19 protein-coding genes are annotated in these 17,586 nt (G+C 55.6%); 6 read left to right on the plus strand and 13 right to left on the minus strand.

Annotation, left to right across the window (positions count from 1 at the left end; translation table 11 throughout):
- Positions 1 to 265 precede the first annotated feature (265 nt).
- Genes DWV16_RS18975 through DWV16_RS04850 form a run of 4 tightly spaced genes read right to left on the minus strand, consistent with a single transcriptional unit; the run spans position 266 to position 4,782 of the window.
- Positions 266 to 418, minus strand: a complete 153-nt coding sequence (locus DWV16_RS18975) for a hypothetical protein (RefSeq protein ID WP_154018840.1) — start codon at positions 416 to 418, stop codon at positions 266 to 268.
- Positions 415 to 1,302, minus strand: a complete 888-nt coding sequence (locus DWV16_RS04840) for an aldose 1-epimerase family protein (RefSeq protein ID WP_118477962.1) — start codon at positions 1,300 to 1,302, stop codon at positions 415 to 417. Before DWV16_RS04840 ends, DWV16_RS18975 begins: the two co-directional genes overlap by 4 nt.
- Entirely contained in the window at positions 1,295 to 2,278 is a 984-nt protein-coding gene (locus DWV16_RS04845) for a glycosyltransferase family 2 protein (protein ID WP_066455208.1), read from the minus strand. Before DWV16_RS04845 ends, DWV16_RS04840 begins: the two co-directional genes overlap by 8 nt.
- Positions 2,275 to 4,782 carry a YfhO family protein gene (locus DWV16_RS04850; RefSeq protein ID WP_243007271.1) on the minus strand — a complete coding sequence of 836 codons (2,508 nt, stop codon included), beginning with the start codon at positions 4,780 to 4,782 and terminating at the stop codon, positions 2,275 to 2,277. Before DWV16_RS04850 ends, DWV16_RS04845 begins: the two co-directional genes overlap by 4 nt.
- A 148-nt stretch (positions 4,783 to 4,930) precedes the next feature.
- Here DWV16_RS04850 and yfbR point away from each other — a divergent pair, with 148 nt between their 5' ends.
- Together yfbR and DWV16_RS04860 are read left to right on the plus strand one after the other, a co-directional pair.
- Complete coding sequence (gene yfbR / locus DWV16_RS04855; protein WP_079988107.1) at positions 4,931 to 5,503, plus strand: 5'-deoxynucleotidase; 573 nt, start codon at positions 4,931 to 4,933, stop codon at positions 5,501 to 5,503.
- Between the two features lie 134 nt (positions 5,504 to 5,637).
- The gene (locus tag DWV16_RS04860; protein ID WP_118477966.1) at positions 5,638 to 5,928 is read left to right on the plus strand and encodes a DUF4870 domain-containing protein; all 291 of its coding nucleotides are present in this window, start codon (positions 5,638 to 5,640) and stop codon (positions 5,926 to 5,928) included.
- Between the two features lie 44 nt (positions 5,929 to 5,972).
- On the opposite strand, the gene DWV16_RS04865 is transcribed toward DWV16_RS04860, so the two are convergent.
- Complete coding sequence (locus DWV16_RS04865; RefSeq protein ID WP_066455203.1) at positions 5,973 to 7,622, minus strand: glutamine--tRNA ligase/YqeY domain fusion protein; 1,650 nt, start codon at positions 7,620 to 7,622, stop codon at positions 5,973 to 5,975.
- A 479-nt stretch (positions 7,623 to 8,101) separates the two neighbouring features.
- Positions 8,102 to 8,314 (minus strand): helix-turn-helix transcriptional regulator, encoded by a 213-nt coding sequence (locus DWV16_RS04875; protein WP_066455196.1) that lies wholly within the window; start codon positions 8,312 to 8,314, stop codon positions 8,102 to 8,104.
- A gap of 124 nt (positions 8,315 to 8,438) precedes the next feature.
- Between DWV16_RS04875 and DWV16_RS04880 the strand changes: the two genes are divergently transcribed.
- Positions 8,439 to 8,708, plus strand: a complete 270-nt coding sequence (locus DWV16_RS04880; protein WP_066455193.1) for a hypothetical protein — start codon at positions 8,439 to 8,441, stop codon at positions 8,706 to 8,708.
- A 272-nt stretch (positions 8,709 to 8,980) separates the two neighbouring features.
- Here DWV16_RS04880 and DWV16_RS04885 read toward each other — a convergent pair whose 3' ends face one another.
- From DWV16_RS04885 to DWV16_RS04905, 5 genes are read right to left on the minus strand one after another with little or no spacing between them, the layout of a single operon-like run.
- Entirely contained in the window at positions 8,981 to 10,633 is a 1,653-nt protein-coding gene (locus DWV16_RS04885; protein ID WP_118477970.1) for a glutamate--tRNA ligase, read from the minus strand.
- A gap of 53 nt (positions 10,634 to 10,686) precedes the next feature.
- On the minus strand, positions 10,687 to 11,115 hold the full coding sequence (ruvX, locus tag DWV16_RS04890; RefSeq protein ID WP_066455188.1) for a Holliday junction resolvase RuvX: 429 nt from the start codon (positions 11,113 to 11,115) through the stop codon (positions 10,687 to 10,689).
- Between the two features lie 50 nt (positions 11,116 to 11,165).
- Positions 11,166 to 11,825, minus strand: coding sequence for a histidine phosphatase family protein (locus DWV16_RS04895; protein WP_066455186.1), 660 nt, complete (start codon positions 11,823 to 11,825; stop codon positions 11,166 to 11,168).
- Between the two features lie 7 nt (positions 11,826 to 11,832).
- Entirely contained in the window at positions 11,833 to 12,744 is a 912-nt protein-coding gene (locus DWV16_RS04900; RefSeq protein WP_118477972.1) for a dihydroorotate dehydrogenase, read from the minus strand.
- A complete protein-coding gene (locus DWV16_RS04905) occupies positions 12,741 to 13,514 on the minus strand; it encodes a dihydroorotate dehydrogenase electron transfer subunit (protein WP_066455183.1) in 774 nt (257 codons plus the stop codon). Before DWV16_RS04905 ends, DWV16_RS04900 begins: the two co-directional genes overlap by 4 nt.
- A 192-nt stretch (positions 13,515 to 13,706) precedes the next feature.
- Between DWV16_RS04905 and DWV16_RS04910 the strand changes: the two genes are divergently transcribed.
- Together DWV16_RS04910 and DWV16_RS19290 are read left to right on the plus strand one after the other, a co-directional pair.
- A complete protein-coding gene (locus DWV16_RS04910; RefSeq protein ID WP_158572779.1) occupies positions 13,707 to 14,246 on the plus strand; it encodes a QueT transporter family protein in 540 nt (179 codons plus the stop codon).
- 11 nt (positions 14,247 to 14,257) lie between these two features.
- Positions 14,258 to 14,434, plus strand: a complete 177-nt coding sequence (locus tag DWV16_RS19290) for a hypothetical protein (RefSeq protein ID WP_195276663.1) — start codon at positions 14,258 to 14,260, stop codon at positions 14,432 to 14,434.
- Positions 14,435 to 14,451: 17 nt separating this feature from the next.
- On the opposite strand, the gene DWV16_RS04915 is transcribed toward DWV16_RS19290, so the two are convergent.
- Positions 14,452 to 15,561 carry an ABC transporter ATP-binding protein gene (locus DWV16_RS04915; protein ID WP_066455161.1) on the minus strand — a complete coding sequence of 370 codons (1,110 nt, stop codon included), beginning with the start codon at positions 15,559 to 15,561 and terminating at the stop codon, positions 14,452 to 14,454.
- A 115-nt stretch (positions 15,562 to 15,676) separates the two neighbouring features.
- Positions 15,677 to 15,811, minus strand: a complete 135-nt coding sequence (locus tag DWV16_RS19765; protein WP_255420049.1) for a hypothetical protein — start codon at positions 15,809 to 15,811, stop codon at positions 15,677 to 15,679.
- 236 nt (positions 15,812 to 16,047) lie between these two features.
- Between DWV16_RS19765 and DWV16_RS04920 the strand changes: the two genes are divergently transcribed.
- On the plus strand, positions 16,048 to 17,202 hold the full coding sequence (locus DWV16_RS04920; protein WP_118477974.1) for a hypothetical protein: 1,155 nt from the start codon (positions 16,048 to 16,050) through the stop codon (positions 17,200 to 17,202).
- The last annotated feature ends 384 nt before the right edge of the window (positions 17,203 to 17,586 follow it).

Here is a 17,586-nt window from a genome sequence, read left to right on the forward strand (position 1 = left end):
CGCCTGCGGCGGGAGGCTTTTTCAATCGGTTTGTCCTTTTTCGGCGCAGCCGGTTTTCGCAATGGTTGCGAAAACCCGTCCCGCGTGCTTATTCTCACGCGGAAAGTTGCGTTTTGTCTGAGGCAGATTGCGGGCTGTCTTTGCCGCAGGCAACGAAACAGCCCGCGTGGGGGTCCCGGGGAACTCCCCGGGCGCATTCTTTGGATACTTTCTTGTGCGCGCAAGAAAGTATCTCCGGGCGCGTGAAAGGCGCATAAGCTCCACGCTAGTGAATATCATGCTCCTTTATGTACCAGCGCATGATTTTGATCCCGAGCAGCAGGGCGTAGACTGCCAGCGCGGTGACCGCGATCCCGATCAGGCCAAAAAAGCCCGTGAGCAGCAGCGGGATGATGGAATAGACGATACTGTGCATCATTCAATCACCTCCAGAGAATACCCGACCTTAAAGCATTCACCGGGCTCGATCCATTTGCAGTATTTTTTCTCGGAGAATTCGCCTGATTCGCCCTTTACGGCGGGCATGCCGCACCACGGCTCCAGGCAGAGGTAATTGCCGTTCTTATGCGGGATCGACCAAACGGCGAGCACATCAAATTTATGAAAATCAAATGAAAAGCCCTTACCGGTTTTGGGATTTAGGAGCTTTACCACGCGGGATTTGAGGTTGTCAAAGATGAGCGCGTCGCGTGGATCAAAGAGCGCGTGGTCAAGCGCGAGCGTGTCGGAATTGTGAAAATCCGGCAGATATTCCTCCCCGTCGATGCAGGTGCCGTCGCTCATCGTCAGATTTTTGCCATCCTCCATGTATTCAAACTTGAGCACATAGTCATTGAACGTTTCCCCGTCGTAAATGGGGCACGCGAATCCCGGATGCCCACCGATGCACATCGGCATACGCTTGCCGGATTTGTTTTCGACCAGGAAGACCGTGGAAAAACCATTTTCGCAGATGGTGTGCGTGACATGCAGTACAAATTCAAACGGATACTGCCGCAGGGTTTCCGCATTCGATTCATAGATATATTCTACGAAATCCACGCCATGTTTACCAAGGGTGAACGGGATTTTACGAGTAAATCCATGTTTGCCGAGCGGATATTCCACGCCGTCAAAATAAGCGTGGTCGTCCATTGTGGCCCCGCACGCGGGAAACAGCATGGGAGTGTGGTTCGGCCAGATAGCCGGATCAGCCTGCCAGATATATTCCCGGCCGTTCGCTGGAATAAAAGATGTGACCTCCGCGCCGACCGTGCTGCAGATCGCTTTGGAGCCGCCGGATTTTAAGATGATTTCAGACATCGCGATTGACCTCCTGTTTGGATTCCTCCTGTGTATTTAAGAAACGGTCCACAATAAAACGGGGCCGGTGCTTGACTTCCTTATAGATTTTTCCAATATATTCGCCCAGGATCCCCAGGCAGAGCAGCTGAATGCCGCCGAGCGCCCAGACCGACCCCATCAGGGTGGTCCAGCCCTCCACTGTGTAACCGAACAGCTTGGTGATGAGCAGCCACAAAAGGCACAGGCAGCTTACAAAAAAGATCACGAATCCCAGCGTGGTGATGAGGCGGATCGGTTTGACCGAGAAGGATGTGATCCCGTCGATGGCAAAGGCGAGCATTTTCTTGAGAGGGTATTTCGACTCACCAGCAAATCGTTCGCTGCGTTCATAGGTGACCACCGAAGTGCGAAAACCGATCAGCGGGACGATACCGCGCAGAAAAAGGTTGACTTCGTCATACTGCGCGAGCGCTTCCAGCGCGCGGCGGCTCATCAGCCGGTAGTCAGCGTGATTTTCCACAATCTCAACGCCCATCCATTTGAGGAATTTATAGTACCCCACCGCCGTCGTGCGCTTGAAAACGGTGTCCTTCGCACGGGAGGAACGCACCCCATAGACGATGTCGCAGCCGTTTTGATACTCAGCGACAAACCGGTCGATCGCATCCACGTCGTCCTGCAGGTCGGCGTCCATCGAGATGGCGATGTCGCAGAAATCCTTTGCCTGCATCAGCCCCGCGACCAGCGCGTTCTGATGCCCCTGATTGTGGGAAAGCTTGAGCCCGGAAAAAAGCGGGTTGCGCTTATGCAGGTCGGCAATCAGCGCCCAGGTGGCGTCGCGGCTGCCGTCGTCCACGAAAAGCACTTTGCTTTTTGGAGAAACGGTTCCCTGTTCAATCATTCCGCCGAGCTTGGCGGTCAGGCGGCGTGCTGTTTCGGGCAGCACCTCCTGTTCGTTATAACAGGGGATCACGAGATATAGGATGTCGTTCATGCGGTTCCCTCCCGTTTTTGTTGACTGCCGTCCTGCTTTGAACCTTTCGATTCCCCGGGCGGCGATTGCGGATGCTCGTCGAACCATTCGGCGGGCGGCGCGGGCAGTTCCATCCACTCGGGCTCCGGGCCGTCCGGCACACGCAGCGCATCAAAGCCATTTGTCTTGCCGCGCGGCGGCAGCGGTTCGGGCGCGGGGCGGCGCTTCCTCCAGATGAGCAGGTAGATTATCAGCACGGCGACTCCTAGGCTGCTCCCCGCAATGCCGGGCAGGAGCCCCGGTGTCATATAGGAGAAACGGATGGTGTTTTCGCCCGCCGGCGCGCGTACGGCCATGAATCCAATATTCGCCTGCACGATTTTTGCGGGCTCGCCGTTCACAGTGGCGCTCCAGCCCTTATCGTACGGCACCGAGAAAAAGACAAGGTTCTCCCGCGGCAGGTCGATCTGCGCGGTGAAGCCGCGATTGTCGATTTCGAAGGATTCGGCGGCTGTTGCGCGGCGGTTTTCCGCGTCGATATAGAAGTCCTCTTCCCCAAGATATTCGTAATATTCCGGCGGCATTTCCTCGAGCAGGTCGTCGTTTTGCACGGCGTCCTCCTTGTCGAGCGCCATCGCCCGCAGGAGCACCGCGGAGCGCTGCGCCTCATCCACCGTGTTGAGCTGGGTTTCAGTGATATAGTAATCGTAGGTGAAGCCCATGGGGATGTAGTAGTCATTTTCGTAGATGTTGAAGCCAATCTGCTGGTCGTAGAAAGAATAGCCCGGCATCGGGTCCTGCTCCTCCTTGTCATCCGCAATGAAGAGCCAGCGCACCGATAAGAGTGAACGCAGCTGGTAATATTTCGTCTCAGGCTTGGAGGAGACATCCCGCTTGACTCCGACATCCGGATAGAACTCCATGATCGAAACCGGGACGATGGAATGGAAGGCCTGGATGTTCGGCAGGTGCCAGTACATGCCCAGGTTGTCCATTCCCTGATAGATGTCCGCGCGCGCAAACTGCTCCTGCGGCAGATCGATCTGGTAACGGCCGTCGAGCGCCGTGTCGCGCAGGAAATCCGGATAATCCGAGTGGCATTTGCCCATGGCGATGAAGGTGATCGAATAGGTCACGCAGACGAAGCAGAGCGCGCAGGTGAGAATCCGGGAAAAGAGCTTTGTCTCGCGGTAGCGGCGGATGATGAGAATGAGCGCCGCGAGCCCCAGCAGGCTGATGGCGGCGATCGCTGCGAAACGTTCCGGGTATTTGGTGAGCCCCAGCGACACTTTGCCAGCCGAATCGATGATCGGGGTAAGCCCCAGGATCGCGGTGACGGCGGCGGTGAACACCGCGGTAATTTTGAATCCCCGCTCAAGATTGATCGAACGGTTTTCGAGCGCGATCATGGTGGCCATTGCCATCAGCAGGATGGGCATATAATACCAGCGGGCGTAATAGGAATTGTTGAACATGATAAACATGCTGTTGAGCCCTGGCAGAAGCGCGCAGGCGAGGCAGAACAGCAGGATTTTTCGCAGCCAGTCGCGTTTCGATTGGACATAGGCGATGACACCGGTCATGCTGAAAAGGGGCAGCCAGGCCGAGAGCGAAGCCCATTTCGCGCCGCGGTCAGGGAAGAGGTTCGGCCGGGAGGGCAGATCGGGCGGGAAGAACATGCTCGTGATGATAGCGGGGTAGAGCTGCGCGTGCCAATAGAGCCAGAAATTCCAGCCGTCAAGCAGTTCGGTCCCGCCGGTGCGGGGATTGCCCAGGATGGCAAGCGCGCTCGGCAGGAAAAGGAACATCGCCAGCAGCATGCCCACCACCGATTCAAACGCGACCCAGAAGAACTTTTTGAGGGTCATGCGCCAGTCGCGGGAGAACGAACGGAATGCGAAATAGATCAGCACGAAAACCACTTCACCGATAAAGAACCAGTAGTTGACGATCGCATTGATCGCAACCGCCAGCGCGAATATGCCGCGGCGGTTTTCTGTGACCAATTCCTCCATGCCGACCAGCAGCAGCGGGAAAAAGACAATCGCCTCATGGAAGTGATTGAAAAAAATGTTGTAGACCGCAAAGCCCGAGAAGGCGTAGAGGATGGCGCCCATCACGACGTATTCGCGGGTTTTCACAAACCGCTTGAGATAGAGCGCAGAAGTCGCCGCTGCACAGGCGTGCTTTAAGATCAGCAGCGGGGCCATCAGGTGTGGGACAAATTCGGTTGGGAAGGGGATGGTCAGCCAGAAAAATGGGCTGCCGAGCAGATAGAAGGAATAGGAACCGATGAAGTTGGCGCCGAGATCGGTGTACCAGTTCCAAAAAATATCCCCGGTGCGCACCGCTTCGTGCGCCAGTTTGTAAAAGGGGATCTGCTGGACGTTGAAATCCCCGAAAAAGAAAAAGTACCCTTTATCGTAGACCATGAAGGGGATAAAGATCAGCGCGGCTGTCAGAAGCGCGAGGAAAAAGGCTTTGCGGCAGACGCCCTTTTTGGCATCGATCGATTGAAGCTGCATCGTGAAACCTCCAAAACGCGTAAAAGCATACATCAAATATTATACCACAATTTGCCGTTTTTAAAAGCGTCTCTTTCTTTTAGGTGGGATATTTGCTATAATTTAATGCACACCCCAATTTTCCGCAAAAGCAAAAGGAGAGAAGATCTTGAAGGAATACAGCTTTTTCGCCATGCTTTCCCGCATGAAATATATCACCCGCTGGGGCCTGATGCGCAACTCCCGGCAGGAAACGCTCAGCGAACACACTCTGGACGTGGCCTATATCGCCCATGCGCTGGCTTTGCTTTCAGGCCTGGACCCGGCGAAGGCGGTACTCTGCGCGCTCTATCACGATTGCAGCGAGATCCTCACCGGGGACATGCCCACCCCGGTGAAATATTATAACCCCAAAATCAAACAAACCTACAAGGAGATTGAACAGATTGCTTCCGACCGGCTGCTGTCCACCCTGCCGGAGGAGCTTTCCGCCGCTTACCATCCATGCTTTTATGAAGAGGACCCGCAAATTTTACAGATCGTCAAAGCTGCGGATAAGCTTTCGGCGCTTATCAAATGCATCGAAGAGATCCGTATGGGCAATGACGATTTTCTCTCCGCGCGGCAGGCGCAGCTTGACGCTCTGCATGCAATGGACCTGCCCGCGGTGGAAACTTTTCTAGAACAGTTCCTGCCGGCCTATGAAATGACGCTGGATGAACTCAATTTGGCAAAAAATTAACGAACATACCCGGATTTTGCAGAAAAACTTATTTGATATATAGAAAACCCCTTAATTTACCGATTTTTTTCTTCAATTTACGACAAACCGTGAATATTATGGTATAATAGAGACAAAAATTAGGAGGGCGTTTTATGGATAAGAAAATGACGGGAATCATTGCGTACATCACACTTATCGGCTGGCTGGTTGCGTTTTTCGCAGGCGATAAGGAGGGCGCAAAGTTCCATCTGAACCAGTCGCTGGTGATCTTCCTGTTCTCGATCGTATGTAGCGTTTTGACTGTGATCCCGGTCGTCGGATGGATCGTCGGATTCGTTGGCGGCATCGCTGGTTTTGTTTTCTGGATCATGGGCCTTGTGGCGGCTTGCAAGGAAGAAGAAAAAGCAGTCCCGCTGATTGGTTCGATTAAAATCATTAAATAAGTTTCGATGAAAAAGCCTCCATCCAAACGGATGGAGGCTTTTTGTTATGCCTTAAAACTGTCCTTAAGGGTCACAATCCGATTGAAGGTATCCGCATTTTTGCTGTCCATGCAGAAATATCCCATCCGCACAAACTGGAACCGGTCGCCCGGCTTGGCCTGCGCCAGGGAAGCCTCCAGCTTGCAGCCGGAAAGCTCCGTGAGCGAGCCCGGATTGAGATAGTCGAGATAGTTGGTGCCTTCCGGCACATCGTTCACATTTTCGAGCGTGAACAGGTTGTCATAAAGCATGGCCTTTGCGTCGACACAATGCGCCGCCGAGACCCAGTGGATCGTTCCGCGCACTTTGCGCCCATCGATCGGACTCCCGTTCTTCGTCTCCAGATCAGCGGTGCAGCGCAGTTCAATGATCTGGCCGTCCGCATCTTTGATGATCTCGTCGCATTTTACAATGTAAGCGCCCATCAGGCGAACTTCGCCGCCCGGCTTCAGCCGCTGGAACTTCGGCGGAGGCACCTCCGCGAAGTCACTGCGCTCGATGTAAACTTCGCGCGAGAAGATCACGTCGCGGCTGCCGCTTTCCGGGTCGACAGGATTATTCGCAACCGGGAAGGCTTCCGTTTTGTCCTCCGGATAGTTGGTGATGACCACCTTGACGGGATCGAGCACCGCCATCCGGCGCGGCGCGTTGGTATTGAGCTCCTCACGGATGCAGTATTCGAGCAGCTTGATGTCGACAATGCTGTTTGCCTTGGCAACACCGGCACGCTTGACAAACTCAAGGATTGACGCGGGCGTATAACCACGCCGGCGCAGCGCGCATAGGGTCGGCATACGCGGATCGTCCCAGCCGTCAACCTTACCGGTTTCGACCAGTTCACGCAGGTAGCGCTTGGACATGACCGTATGGGTGATGTTCAGGCGGGCAAATTCCCGCTGTTTGGGTTTGTGCGCGAACCCGATATTATCAACCACCCACTCGTAGAGCGGACGATGGTTTTCAAATTCGATCGAACAGAGGGAATGGGTGATTCCTTCAATTGCATCCTGTATAGGATGAGCAAAATCATACAAAGGGTATATGCACCATTTGTCGCCCTGCCGGTGATGATGCGCCCGGACGATCCGGTAGATGGCCGGATCGCGCAGATTCATGTTGGGAGAGGCCATGTCGATTTTGGCGCGCAGGGTCTTGCTGCCGTCCGGGAACTCGCCGTTTTTCATCCGCTCAAAAAGATCGAGATTTTCTTCAACCGAGCGGCTGCGGTAAGGGCTTTCCTTGCCCGGAGCGGTGAGGGTGCCGCGATATGCGCGCATCTCATCCGGCGTCAGATCGCAGACATATGCTTTTCCGTCTTTGATGAGCTTGACAGCATATTCATAGCACTGGTCAAAGTAATCCGAGCCATAGTAGATGCCGCCGTTGGGAATGGCGCCCAGCCAGCGCAGATCCTCTTCGATCGATTCGACGTATTCGGTATCCTCTTTGACTGGATTGGTATCGTCGAAACGAAGATTGAAGAGCCCGTTATATTTCATCGCGGTGCTCCAGTTGATCCAGATGGCTTTTGCCGAGCCAATGTGAAGATAACCGTTCGGTTCCGGCGGAAAGCGGGTGTGGATCTGTTCGGTGAAGCCATTTGCAATGTCTTCATCAATAATGTCGTGGATAAAATTGGAAATTTCTTCGCTCATACTCTATCCCTTCTCAATTTAAAATCTTTTTTGCGCCCTTCGCGCACCCGGAATTGCTCCGCAGGGTGACTTTCTTGCTTGTCCAAGAAAGTCACCAAAGAAGGACACACGGGGGATTGCGCCCTTCGCGCGCCCGGAGTTCTTGCGCCCTTCGCGCGCCCGGAGTTCCTTTCTTGCTTGTCCAAGAAAGGAACCAAAGAAGGCCACGCGGGGACACCCCGCGGCCCCGTGCGTGCTGTTTGGTTGCCTTCGGCAAAGACAGCACGCAATCTGTTGAGACAGAACGGTATGTCCCGCGTGATAAAAAGCACGCGGGACGGGCGGCCGCAACCGTTGCGGCCGCGCGCTGTGCGCAAAGCGGACAAACGGATCGAAAGAACGCTTCGCGTTCAAAAATCGATGCCGACGGGAATTCTCATTGTCCAGCAAGGCGCGAATAGCGCCATCGCCGCCGCAGGGCGGCGATATTTGGAAATGCGCTAAATCCGTTTGCCAGTGTCGCGCAGGACAAAACACGCTTCAAAATCGCAGTCGAGTGCATCGGCAATTTTGACGAGATCACGTTCGGAAAGATTATCCCGCACGAGTTTGTCATTAAGCGTTGCGGGTGTAATTCCCAACTTGGCGGCAAGTTTGACTTGGGTCATTCCTCGCTCAATCAGGAGGATTCTAACTTTTTTTGCTAGCCCCATTCAGGCCGCCCCTTTCTTATTGTAAGATAACATATTGTTGATATTACGTCAATAATCTAAAAAATAAGAAAATATATTGACAAATTAGAAAAAAGACGTAAAATAATGGTAAGGAGTGATTGCTATGACATTTGATTTTAAACATTCGCTTACCCTTGACGATCTCAGCGAACTTTTGCTTTACGGAGGCGAACCGGCAGCGAAGCTGCCGGACGCGGCCGCATTGGAAGAAGCGCTCCGGTATGAGTTTGAACAGCTTGTGGGCCAGGACCCGGAGGCTTTTGATTTTGGCGACGCGGCTTTTGAAAAAGTCAGCGACCTGAAAGGCGTTTATTTTGACGCGGGATTTCGCGCGGGTGTGTCCCTTGCGAACGCGGTGTTCACGTTCCGGTGAGTCCCTGTATTGGCGGACAAACGTCCCGGATTTTCCCGGCAGCCCCTTTGGGGGCGGCTGGCGCTGCATTCAGTCTTGAGCTGACCATTTTGCTGGGAGCGGGCACGGTGCAGGTCTTTTGCCGAAGCCCACGGCCGCCGCCTTTGCGAAGCAACCAGCGGCGGCGGGGTTCCAAGGGGTTTCCCCTTGGCGTGTTCTTTCCCCTATTTCTTGCACGGGCAAGAAATAGGGCCGCCGGAGGCGACTCCTCCGGGGCGCCTGGAAGGCGCAATTCATCCCAAAGCGGCTCTTGCCGCCGCAAGCCGCTTCATCACACGCTCACGGCCAAGCAGCTTCATAATCTCGCAGAGATCGGGCGAATTGCGCCGCCCGGTGATGGCTTCACGCAGCACGGTGCTCACATCGGTCACACTGCCCGGATAAGCTTCCGGGTTCTTTTTGTATTCCCGCATATCGGTCGCGCAGCCGAGCGACGCGGCCAATCCCTTGACCTTTTCAAACCATGCGGAATTGTCATCCGCCGGATCATAAAGCGCGGGATATTCCTCCAGCGCCCGGCGGGTCAGCTCGGGCGAAAGCCCGTCCTGTGAAAAGCTGAAATCCGGCACGAACAGCTCATCAAAGAAAAAGCTCATGTAATCCTTTGCCTGGCTCCAGATCATGATATCCTTGCGGGGCTTTTTGCCTCCGCGGCCGATCGCCAGGATGGCCTTGGAATAAGCCGGATCGCGGGCGAGAATCGCATAAAAGTCCGGGTCATATTGTTTTGCCCATTCAGTGAGCAGGTCATAAACTTCGTCCGCCGTCATCCGGGAGACGACGTTCTTTGAAACATCGCCGAGCTTGTCAATGTCAAACAGCGCGCCCGACACGCCCATCTTCTTGGTGGTGAAATTGAAGCTTTCGAGCGGCGCGTCAGGATTGGCCAGCCGCCAGTCCTCGAAATTGGAGTTCAGGAGGGTCAGGATGTATTCCTTCACGGCCGCCACGCAGTAACCCTGCTCCTTATAAAAATCGAGCGCCAGTTCCGGGTCTTTGCGCTTGCTGAGCTTGCGTTTGCTGCCGCCGTCCATCTTCATCAGCTGGGCCGTGTGGATATATTTGGGCGGTTTCCAGCCCATTGCCGCGAAGAGCTGCAGATGGATCGGCAGGGGGGCGAGCCACTCCTCGCCGCGCACCACATGGGTGGTGCCCATCAGGTGGTCGTCGATCACATGCGCGAAATGGTAAGTGGGGATACCGTCGGATTTTAAGAGCACCACATCCTGGTCGTTTTCCGGGAATTCCATCGTGCCTTTCACAAGGTCGTTAAACTTCACCCTGCGTTCGAGGCTGCCCTCGCTGCGAAAACGCAGCACAAACGGTTCGCCCGCGTCGATCTTCGCTTTCACCTCGTCGAACGGCATGTCCCGGTGCACGGCATATTTGCCATAGTAACCGAAATTCTCTTTCAATTCCGCCTGTTTTTCACGGATGGCCGCGAGATCCGCTTCGGTGCAGAAGCAGGGATAGGCCTTGCCCTGCTGAACCAGCCATTTGGCATAGGTCTGATAGATTTTCGCACGCTGCCGCTGTCGGTATGGCCCGTAGAGGCCATTGTCGCCATCCAGGACGGCCCCCTCGTCAAAGGGAAGCTCGTAATCGGAAAAGACTTTTAAAATCGTTTCGACGCCGCCCTCAACTTCGCGTTTCTGGTCGGTGTCCTCGATGCGCAGATAAAAGATGCCGCCGCTCTGATGGGCGAGGCGCTCGTCCGCGATTGCGCCGAACAGGTTGCCCAGATGCATGAAACCGGTCGGGCTGGGGGCGATACGGGTGACCTTTGCGCCTTCCTTAAGCTGGCGCGGCGGGTATTTTGCCGCGATATCCTCCGGCGTTTGGGTGATATCCGCAAACAACAGATCGGCAAGTGCGTGATAATCCATCTTGAAGCTCCTTTATGCAGGATTTTACAGGTTCCTTTATTTTACTATAGATTTCATTTGTTTTCAACGTGATTTCGCCGGTAGGCCAGATAACTTTCCAAAATAATGGTTGCTGCGACCTCGTCGATAACGTCTTTGCGCTTCTGGCCGCGGGTGTTGGTGTCATTGAGGTATCCGGCGGCCGAAACAGTCGTGCCGCGCTCGTCCCAGAGGCGTACCGGCACGTTTACCAGCCTCCCCAGGTCCTCTGCGAACTGTGCGCAGAGTTTGGCGCGCGGCCCGGCGGAACCGTTCATATTAAGCGGATGCCCCACCACGATTTCCCCGACCTCATATTCTTCCGCCGCCGCAGCCACCTGCTGCAAAACGCGGCCCATGACCTTTTCGTGGATGACCCCAATGGGGGAGGCCAGGTATTCGGTCCGATCGCAGCAGGCAAGCCCGGTGCGGCTGTCGCCATAATCAACTGCCAGTATCTTCATTTGTTAAAAACTCCTTTCAGGTGCGGGCCGGCAGGTTTCCGGCGCCGCAATCAGGTCGCATGCCGCTTCCACCAGGTCTGCTTGGCAAAAGTGCTGTCCGCTTCGGGCAGATGGGAATTGTCATTCAGATAGGAAACGGTGGGGGTAAAGCCGCGGTCGAAAAGCACCTTACTGACCGCTGTATTGTCGCACCATGGGATCCGCGCAATCTGTTCGGGCCCCAGACCGGACGCAAAACAGAGGAAACTTCGCAGCGCGCCGCCGTGCGAAACGATGGCGACCGTCTGATGCGGATGCCGCTGGACGATGCGGTTAACCGTATCCCGCATACGCGCGTAGACCTCGCGTATGCTTTCGCCGTTCGGCGCGTGAAAGTTTGCCAGATCGTGATCCCAGTTATAGGCCTGTTCGGGCGAAACCGACGCGAGATCCGCGAACGGGACCCCTTCAAAATCGCCGCCGTCCAGTTCCATCAGCCCCTGCGTTTTAATAATGTGCAGCTGGTCGTGGTTGACCGCTTGGGCGGTCTGCATGGTGCGGGCAAGGGGGCTCGCATAGATCGCGTCAAGATGGATATTTTCAAACCGTTTGGCGAGATGCGCAAGCTGCCGCTCTCCCACCTCGCTCACCTGGCCGTCGGTGTGGCCCTGGAAAATCCGCTTCCAGTTTCCCTCCGCCTGCGCGTGCCGGATCAGATATAGGGTTGTCATAATTTCATCACCAGGGCTTCACGGCGCCGACAATTTCATTCACGTCGGCGATGTGGTTTTCATCGAGCCATCTGTTCATCCCGTCGATCACCTTGAGCGGGGTGTATGGGTCTGCAAAGAGCGCCGCGCCGATCTGCACCGCCCGCGCGCCTGCGAGCATCATCTCAACGGCGTCCTGCCACTTTTCAATGCCGCCCATCCCGACAACCGGGATTTTGACCGCGTTCGCGACCTGCCAGACCATCCGCACCGCCACAGGGAAGACCGCCGGGCCGGAAAGCCCGCCGACATTCTGATGCAGCACCGGGCGGCGTGTTTTAAGATCGATGCGCATACCGAGCAGGGTGTTGATGAGCGAAACCGCGTCCGCGCCCGCGTCCTCGACCGCCCGGGCGATCTCGGTGATATCGGTCACGTTCGGGGTGAGTTTGACCATCAGCGGTTTTTTGGTCGCGCCGCGCATCGCCGCGACGACCGCGGCCGCTGACTGGCAGGAGATGCCGAACGCCACGCCGCCCTCTTTGACGTTCGGGCAGGAGATGTTGACCTCAATGATGCTGACGGCGGATTCGTCGAGCTTTTCCGCCATCAGGCGATAGTCGTCGACCGAGGCGCCCGCGACGTTTGCAATGCGCACGATGTCGCGGTTCGCAATGCCCGGCAGCTCGTCGCGCAGGAAAGCGTCGACGCCGGGGTTCTGCAGCCCGACCGAGTTGAGCATGCCAGCGGGTGTTTCCGCCACGCGGCAGGGCGGGTTTCCCTGCCGTTCGAGCGGGGTGATCCCCTTGAGGGACACGCCGCCGAGCTTTTCCATCGGGTAAAGCTTATCGTATTCGCGGCCGAAGCCGCAGCAGCCGGACGCGGTGATCACCGGATTCTTGAAGGTTACCCCGGCGATATTTACCGAAAGCCTGCTCATTCGAAAACCACCGCCTTTCCGTCGAATACCGGGCCGTCCTTGCAGACGTGGGTGTAGATCTCACGGCCGTCCTTGACCGTCTTGCAGGCGCAGACGAGGCAGGCGCCCACGCCGCAGCCCATCCGCTCCTCGAGCGAGACTTCGCTCCTCACGCCGTATTGTTCCGCGAGACCTACCACTCCGCGCAGCATCGGCATCGGGCCGCAGGCACAGATGAGATCCGCGGGGCCTTCTTTCAGCCGCGCCTCGAGCAGGCCGGTGACAAAACCGTGATAGCCGGCCGAGCCGTCGTCGGTGGCAAGGCGGGTGTCGCAGCCCGCGGCTTTGAAGTCGGCTTGCAGGATTACGGCGTCCGCGCTGCGAAAGCCGATGATCGCGGTGGCGTTTGGGCCGTAGGCCTTGGCGGTTTCAAGCATTGGCGGCACGCCGATGCCGCCGCCTACGAGGATTACGCGGCTGTCCCGCGCAAGCTGCGAAAAGCTGTTGCCGAGCGGGCCGAGAAGATCGATAAAATCCCCCTCCCGCAGTTCGGCGAGCTTGGCGGTGCCGTCCCCGCGCACCTCGAATACGATGCGAAGCTCCCCGGACTGCCGGTCGATCTCGCAGATCGAAATCGGGCGGCGCAGGAAAAAGCCGTCCGCGCGCAGGTGGACAAACTGCCCTGCCTTTGCCTGGGAGGCGATTTCGGGGCAATGGATGCGGTAACTGTAGATGCCTTTGGCCAGTTCGCTGCGGCCGGCAATGGGATAGCGGCCCTGCAGGTATGCCATACGATCAAATCCTTTCCAGATGCGGTATCATGCAAGCACTCTAAAAAAATATTATACTATATTTTTCCGGGCAGGACAACGCTGCGCTTGCATTTTTTCCACTGCTCTGGTAAAATACTCCTTGCTGCCAGACAGCGGTCAGTTCGTAACTATCCTGACCTTAAACAAAACTACAGAAAAGAGGACCAAATCATGCAAAAACAGAATACCGCTATCCGCCGTATGGTGGTTGCCGCGATGATCGCGGCCGCCTACTGTGCAATCAGCATCTGCCTGTTGCCGCTCTCGTTCGGTGTGGTGCAGGTGCGCGTCTCCGAAGCGCTGACCCTGCTCCCGGTGCTGAGCCCGGCCGCAATCTGGGGCGTATCGCTCGGCTGCGCGCTTACCAATGCGATTGGCTTTGCGACCGGTGCGAACATCATCGGCATGCTCGACATCTTCTTCGGTACCGCCGCCACGCTGGCTGCCGCGTGGCTTTCATGGGCTTTACGCGGCGTGCGGTTTCATGGACTGCCGGTACTTTCATCGCTCCCGCCGGTGCTCCTGAACGCTGTGGTGATCGGCGGAGAGCTCACCTTTGTGATAGCCGGGGGCTTCAACTGGAAGATCTTCCTTATCAATGCCCTGCAGGTCGGCGGGGGACAGCTGCTGTCCTGCTGTGTGATCGGGCTGCTGCTCGTGTGGGCGCTGGAGCGCAAGGGCCTCGATCGGAAACTGTTCCGGAATCTGTGAGTCTAAATAGAATGAACAAGGCCGGCGGCGCAATTTTGCGCCGCCGGCCTTGTTCATTTTTTCTTGAAAAAGGAACCGAAAAAGCGCCCGAAGCAGGCGCTGCGGCGCCAAATGCGGGGGACGCCGTCCCCCGTCACCTGCGATTTTTTGAAAAAAATCGAGTAAAACGTTTGGGTTTGGGCGCTTGAACAATTGAATCAAAAATTCAGGTTAGGGCGTGTTCGGTTTCCTTATCGAAGATGTGCAGTTTGGTGCAGTCGATGGCGATCTGCACCGCGTCGCCGCTCTTGCGCTGGCTGCGCGGCGGAACCTTCGCCACCATGCGGGTATCGTTGCTCATGAGATAGAGATAAATCTCCGATCCCATCAGCTCCGCCAGTTCGATGCGCGCGGGCAGGACGCTGGCGGTCGGGATGTCCATGTAGACTTCCTCGTCGTGCAGGTTTTCCGGCCGAACGCCGAGAATCAGTTCCTTTCCGAGATAGCTTTCGAGTACCTGGGGAGGAAGTTTGCCTTCCGGGATGACAATGGGCGTTGCGCCGAACATCCCGACGAATTTCCCGTCCAGCTTTTGCAGGGTGACTTCAAAAAAGTTCATCTGCGGCGACCCGATGAAACCCGCCACAAACAGATTGCAGGGGTGGTCGTAAAGATTTTGGGGTGTGTCGACCTGTTGGACGAAACCGTCCTTCATGACGACGATCCGGTCGCCCATCGTCATCGCCTCGGTCTGGTCGTGGGTGACGTAGATGAAAGTGGTGCCAAGTTTTTTATGCAGTTTGGTGATCTCTGAGCGCATCGCGGTGCGCAGCTTTGCGTCGAGGTTCGAAAGCGGTTCGTCGAGCAGGAAAACCGCCGGGTCCCGCACCATCGCGCGCCCCAGCGCGACCCGCTGCCGCTGGCCGCCGGAGAGCGCTTTCGGCTTGCGGTCGAGCAGATGCTCGATATCAAGGATACGGGCCGCGCCGCGCACTTTGCGTTCAATTTCGTCCTTAGGCACATGGCGCAGCTGCAAACCGAACGCCATATTGCGAAACACGGTCATGTGCGGGTAGAGGGCATAATTTTGGAATACCATTGCAATGTCGCGGTCCTTTGGAGCGACCTGATTGACCATCCGGTCGCCGATGTACAGCTCCCCTTTGGAGATTTCCTCCAGCCCGGCGATCATCCGCAGAGTGGTGGATTTGCCGCAGCCGGACGGCCCGACGAGGATGATGAATTCTTTATCCTGGATTTCGAGGTTGAAATCGTGTACGGCAGTCACATTGCCGGGATAGATTTTATAGATACTGCGTAGCGATATACTGGCCATTGCGCGCCTCCCGTGATGAAATTGGAAAGATACTCCTATTGTGAACCGCATTCCGCCCGCTTATGCGTAAAACGGGGAAAACCCGCCGCCAAATGGCGGCGGGTTTTCCCCGTTTTTATTTCTCTGTGATGGGTTTGGCTTTTTCCTTTGTGAATTTTGCTTTGCCCTGGATCTCCGGCACAGGGCCGGCCTCGTTTTTGGGGGGCTTATTGCGGTCAATCTCCGGGCGTTTCATTCCTTGTTTGGCCATATTTATCACCTCGGGGATAGTGTTTGCGGATTTCAGCGGAAATAAACGAAAATTATAGGAAAAGCGTGTGACCGGGTTGTGATTATGATATAATATACTAAAATGGTAAAGCGAACGAAGCGGGCCCGCTTCGTGTTTTCTCCGCCATGGCGGAGAAAACAATTGGAACTGTGAGATCTATCGTGACTGGAGAGCACGAAAAAATAAAAACTGAGGAAATTAGAGGAGGCAACAAGATGAAAAAGATTCTGGCTCTGGTACTGGCTCTGACGATGTCCCTGACCCTCGGCGTGACCGCGCTTGCGGTTGATGCGGATGCGGACGATCTGGCGAATGTTCTGTTTGGCGGACCGGACGGCAGCGAGCTGTCGATTTACTCCTATGCGCTTGTTGACAGCGCGGACGATAAGCTGGATCCTGGTCCGCCCGCGAGTTCGCCAAGTTCAAGTCACCCGGATAACAACGACGCGATCAAATCCGGCTCCAAGCTCTACCTGGGGATCAGCAATAATTTTGATTGGGATCTGGACAACGACGACGTCAAGATCAAAATCTCCAAGGAGGAGGGCGGGAAATACGTCTCCTCGGTCAAGCTGGTGCAGAAGAAGCTGACGAATAAGGTTTACCTGACCGATCAGGTATCATGGAGTGATAGAGGACGCAGCTGGTATCTGGAAGTAGGTCTCAGGGAATTCATGACCGACGACGAGTTCAAAATTTCCTTCAAGCTGACCGCCACCAAGAAAGGCGATTTTGGATTCACGAGTTCTGGTACTGACTATACGTTCAAAAACGGGCTCAAATGCAGCGTGACGACCGAGCCGTTCTGGGTCACCAACAAAGTGCTGGAGGGCGATCAGGATCAGATGGCCGGAACCCGCGGCATTGTCTTCAAACCCGAGAAAAATGAGGACAACGAGGTGATCTGGGAGGACGAGAACGACCAGATCGCGAAGCTCAGCTTCACGGCGGACAGCGACGTTGCGAAATACTATCCGAAGCTGTCCACCAAATGGGACAACTCGAAATACGAGGAAAAATTCGCGGATCAGGACGCGTTCATCCGCCAGTTTGTGGGCAGCCCGAAGATTTCCTCCACCTCCCGAGCAACGCTGGAACTGAACGTTCCGTATCTCGATGACGACAATGAGCTGACGGTGGACGAGAACGAGATCATCATCTATGAAGAAACCGCCGACGGCGAACTCATCGACATCACCTCCAAAGGCAAGTTCGTCACCAACGATGACGACGATTTCGTTTTCCAGATGAAGACCCGGCAGCTCGGCACCTACATCTTCGCGGCCGCGCCGGCGGCCGAAGCCGAAACGGAGAACATTCCGGAAGAGGCGCCCGAAGCTGACAAAGCCAATCCGGGCACTGGTTTTTGAACAGCAATTGAAAAAATCCCCTGGGTTAGGCCCGGGGGATTTTCTTTGTAGAGAAACCACCGGCTGTGCCGGTGGTAGAGAAAAAGCTTTAGCGAGGGGCGAGAAAAAGAACTCCTTTTGATATAATGAAACTGCGGTCTGCCAACTGCAAGTCAAAATATCAAAAGGAGGAAGTCCAATGAAGGACACGAATAGTTTAGCACATACAAAAGTACAGTTTACAAGGGACTACACAGGGTAGGTATCTGACGGGAGGGGTTCCACCCATCAGATTTTCCATGTGATGTTCAAGCTGTCGCTTGTAGCGGCAACGGTGGTAATCATCAAATCCACCACCCGCCGCTTGTCGTCAAAGGATACATTGTCCCATGTGTCGAGGTAGCC

Source organism: Anaerotruncus sp. AF02-27, from assembly GCF_003465835.1.
In the GTDB taxonomy this organism is placed as follows: Bacteria; Bacillota; Clostridia; order Oscillospirales; family Ruminococcaceae; genus Anaerotruncus; species Anaerotruncus rubiinfantis.

Coding starts and splice junctions, on each gene's coding strand:
- DWV16_RS04860 (WP_118477966.1), top strand. CDS start 5,638: ATGGATAAGAAAATGACGGGAATCATTGCGTACATCACACTTATCGGC.
- DWV16_RS04845 (WP_066455208.1), bottom strand. CDS start 2,278: ATGAACGACATCCTATATCTCGTGATCCCCTGTTATAACGAACAGGAG.
- DWV16_RS04900 (WP_118477972.1), bottom strand. CDS start 12,744: ATGAGCAGGCTTTCGGTAAATATCGCCGGGGTAACCTTCAAGAATCCG.
- DWV16_RS04915 (WP_066455161.1), bottom strand. CDS start 15,561: ATGGCCAGTATATCGCTACGCAGTATCTATAAAATCTATCCCGGCAAT.
- DWV16_RS04920 (WP_118477974.1), top strand. CDS start 16,048: ATGAAAAAGATTCTGGCTCTGGTACTGGCTCTGACGATGTCCCTGACC.
- DWV16_RS04880 (WP_066455193.1), top strand. CDS start 8,439: ATGACATTTGATTTTAAACATTCGCTTACCCTTGACGATCTCAGCGAA.
- DWV16_RS04895 (WP_066455186.1), bottom strand. CDS start 11,825: ATGACAACCCTATATCTGATCCGGCACGCGCAGGCGGAGGGAAACTGG.
- DWV16_RS04865 (WP_066455203.1), bottom strand. CDS start 7,622: ATGAGCGAAGAAATTTCCAATTTTATCCACGACATTATTGATGAAGAC.
- ruvX (WP_066455188.1), bottom strand. CDS start 11,115: ATGAAGATACTGGCAGTTGATTATGGCGACAGCCGCACCGGGCTTGCC.
- DWV16_RS04910 (WP_158572779.1), top strand. CDS start 13,707: ATGCAAAAACAGAATACCGCTATCCGCCGTATGGTGGTTGCCGCGATG.
- DWV16_RS19765 (WP_255420049.1), bottom strand. CDS start 15,811: ATGGCCAAACAAGGAATGAAACGCCCGGAGATTGACCGCAATAAGCCC.
- DWV16_RS18975 (WP_154018840.1), bottom strand. CDS start 418: ATGATGCACAGTATCGTCTATTCCATCATCCCGCTGCTGCTCACGGGC.
- DWV16_RS04850 (WP_243007271.1), bottom strand. CDS start 4,782: ATGCAGCTTCAATCGATCGATGCCAAAAAGGGCGTCTGCCGCAAAGCC.
- DWV16_RS04840 (WP_118477962.1), bottom strand. CDS start 1,302: ATGTCTGAAATCATCTTAAAATCCGGCGGCTCCAAAGCGATCTGCAGC.
- DWV16_RS04905 (WP_066455183.1), bottom strand. CDS start 13,514: ATGGCATACCTGCAGGGCCGCTATCCCATTGCCGGCCGCAGCGAACTG.
- DWV16_RS04885 (WP_118477970.1), bottom strand. CDS start 10,633: ATGGATTATCACGCACTTGCCGATCTGTTGTTTGCGGATATCACCCAA.
- DWV16_RS19290 (WP_195276663.1), top strand. CDS start 14,258: ATGAACAAGGCCGGCGGCGCAATTTTGCGCCGCCGGCCTTGTTCATTT.
- DWV16_RS04875 (WP_066455196.1), bottom strand. CDS start 8,314: ATGGGGCTAGCAAAAAAAGTTAGAATCCTCCTGATTGAGCGAGGAATG.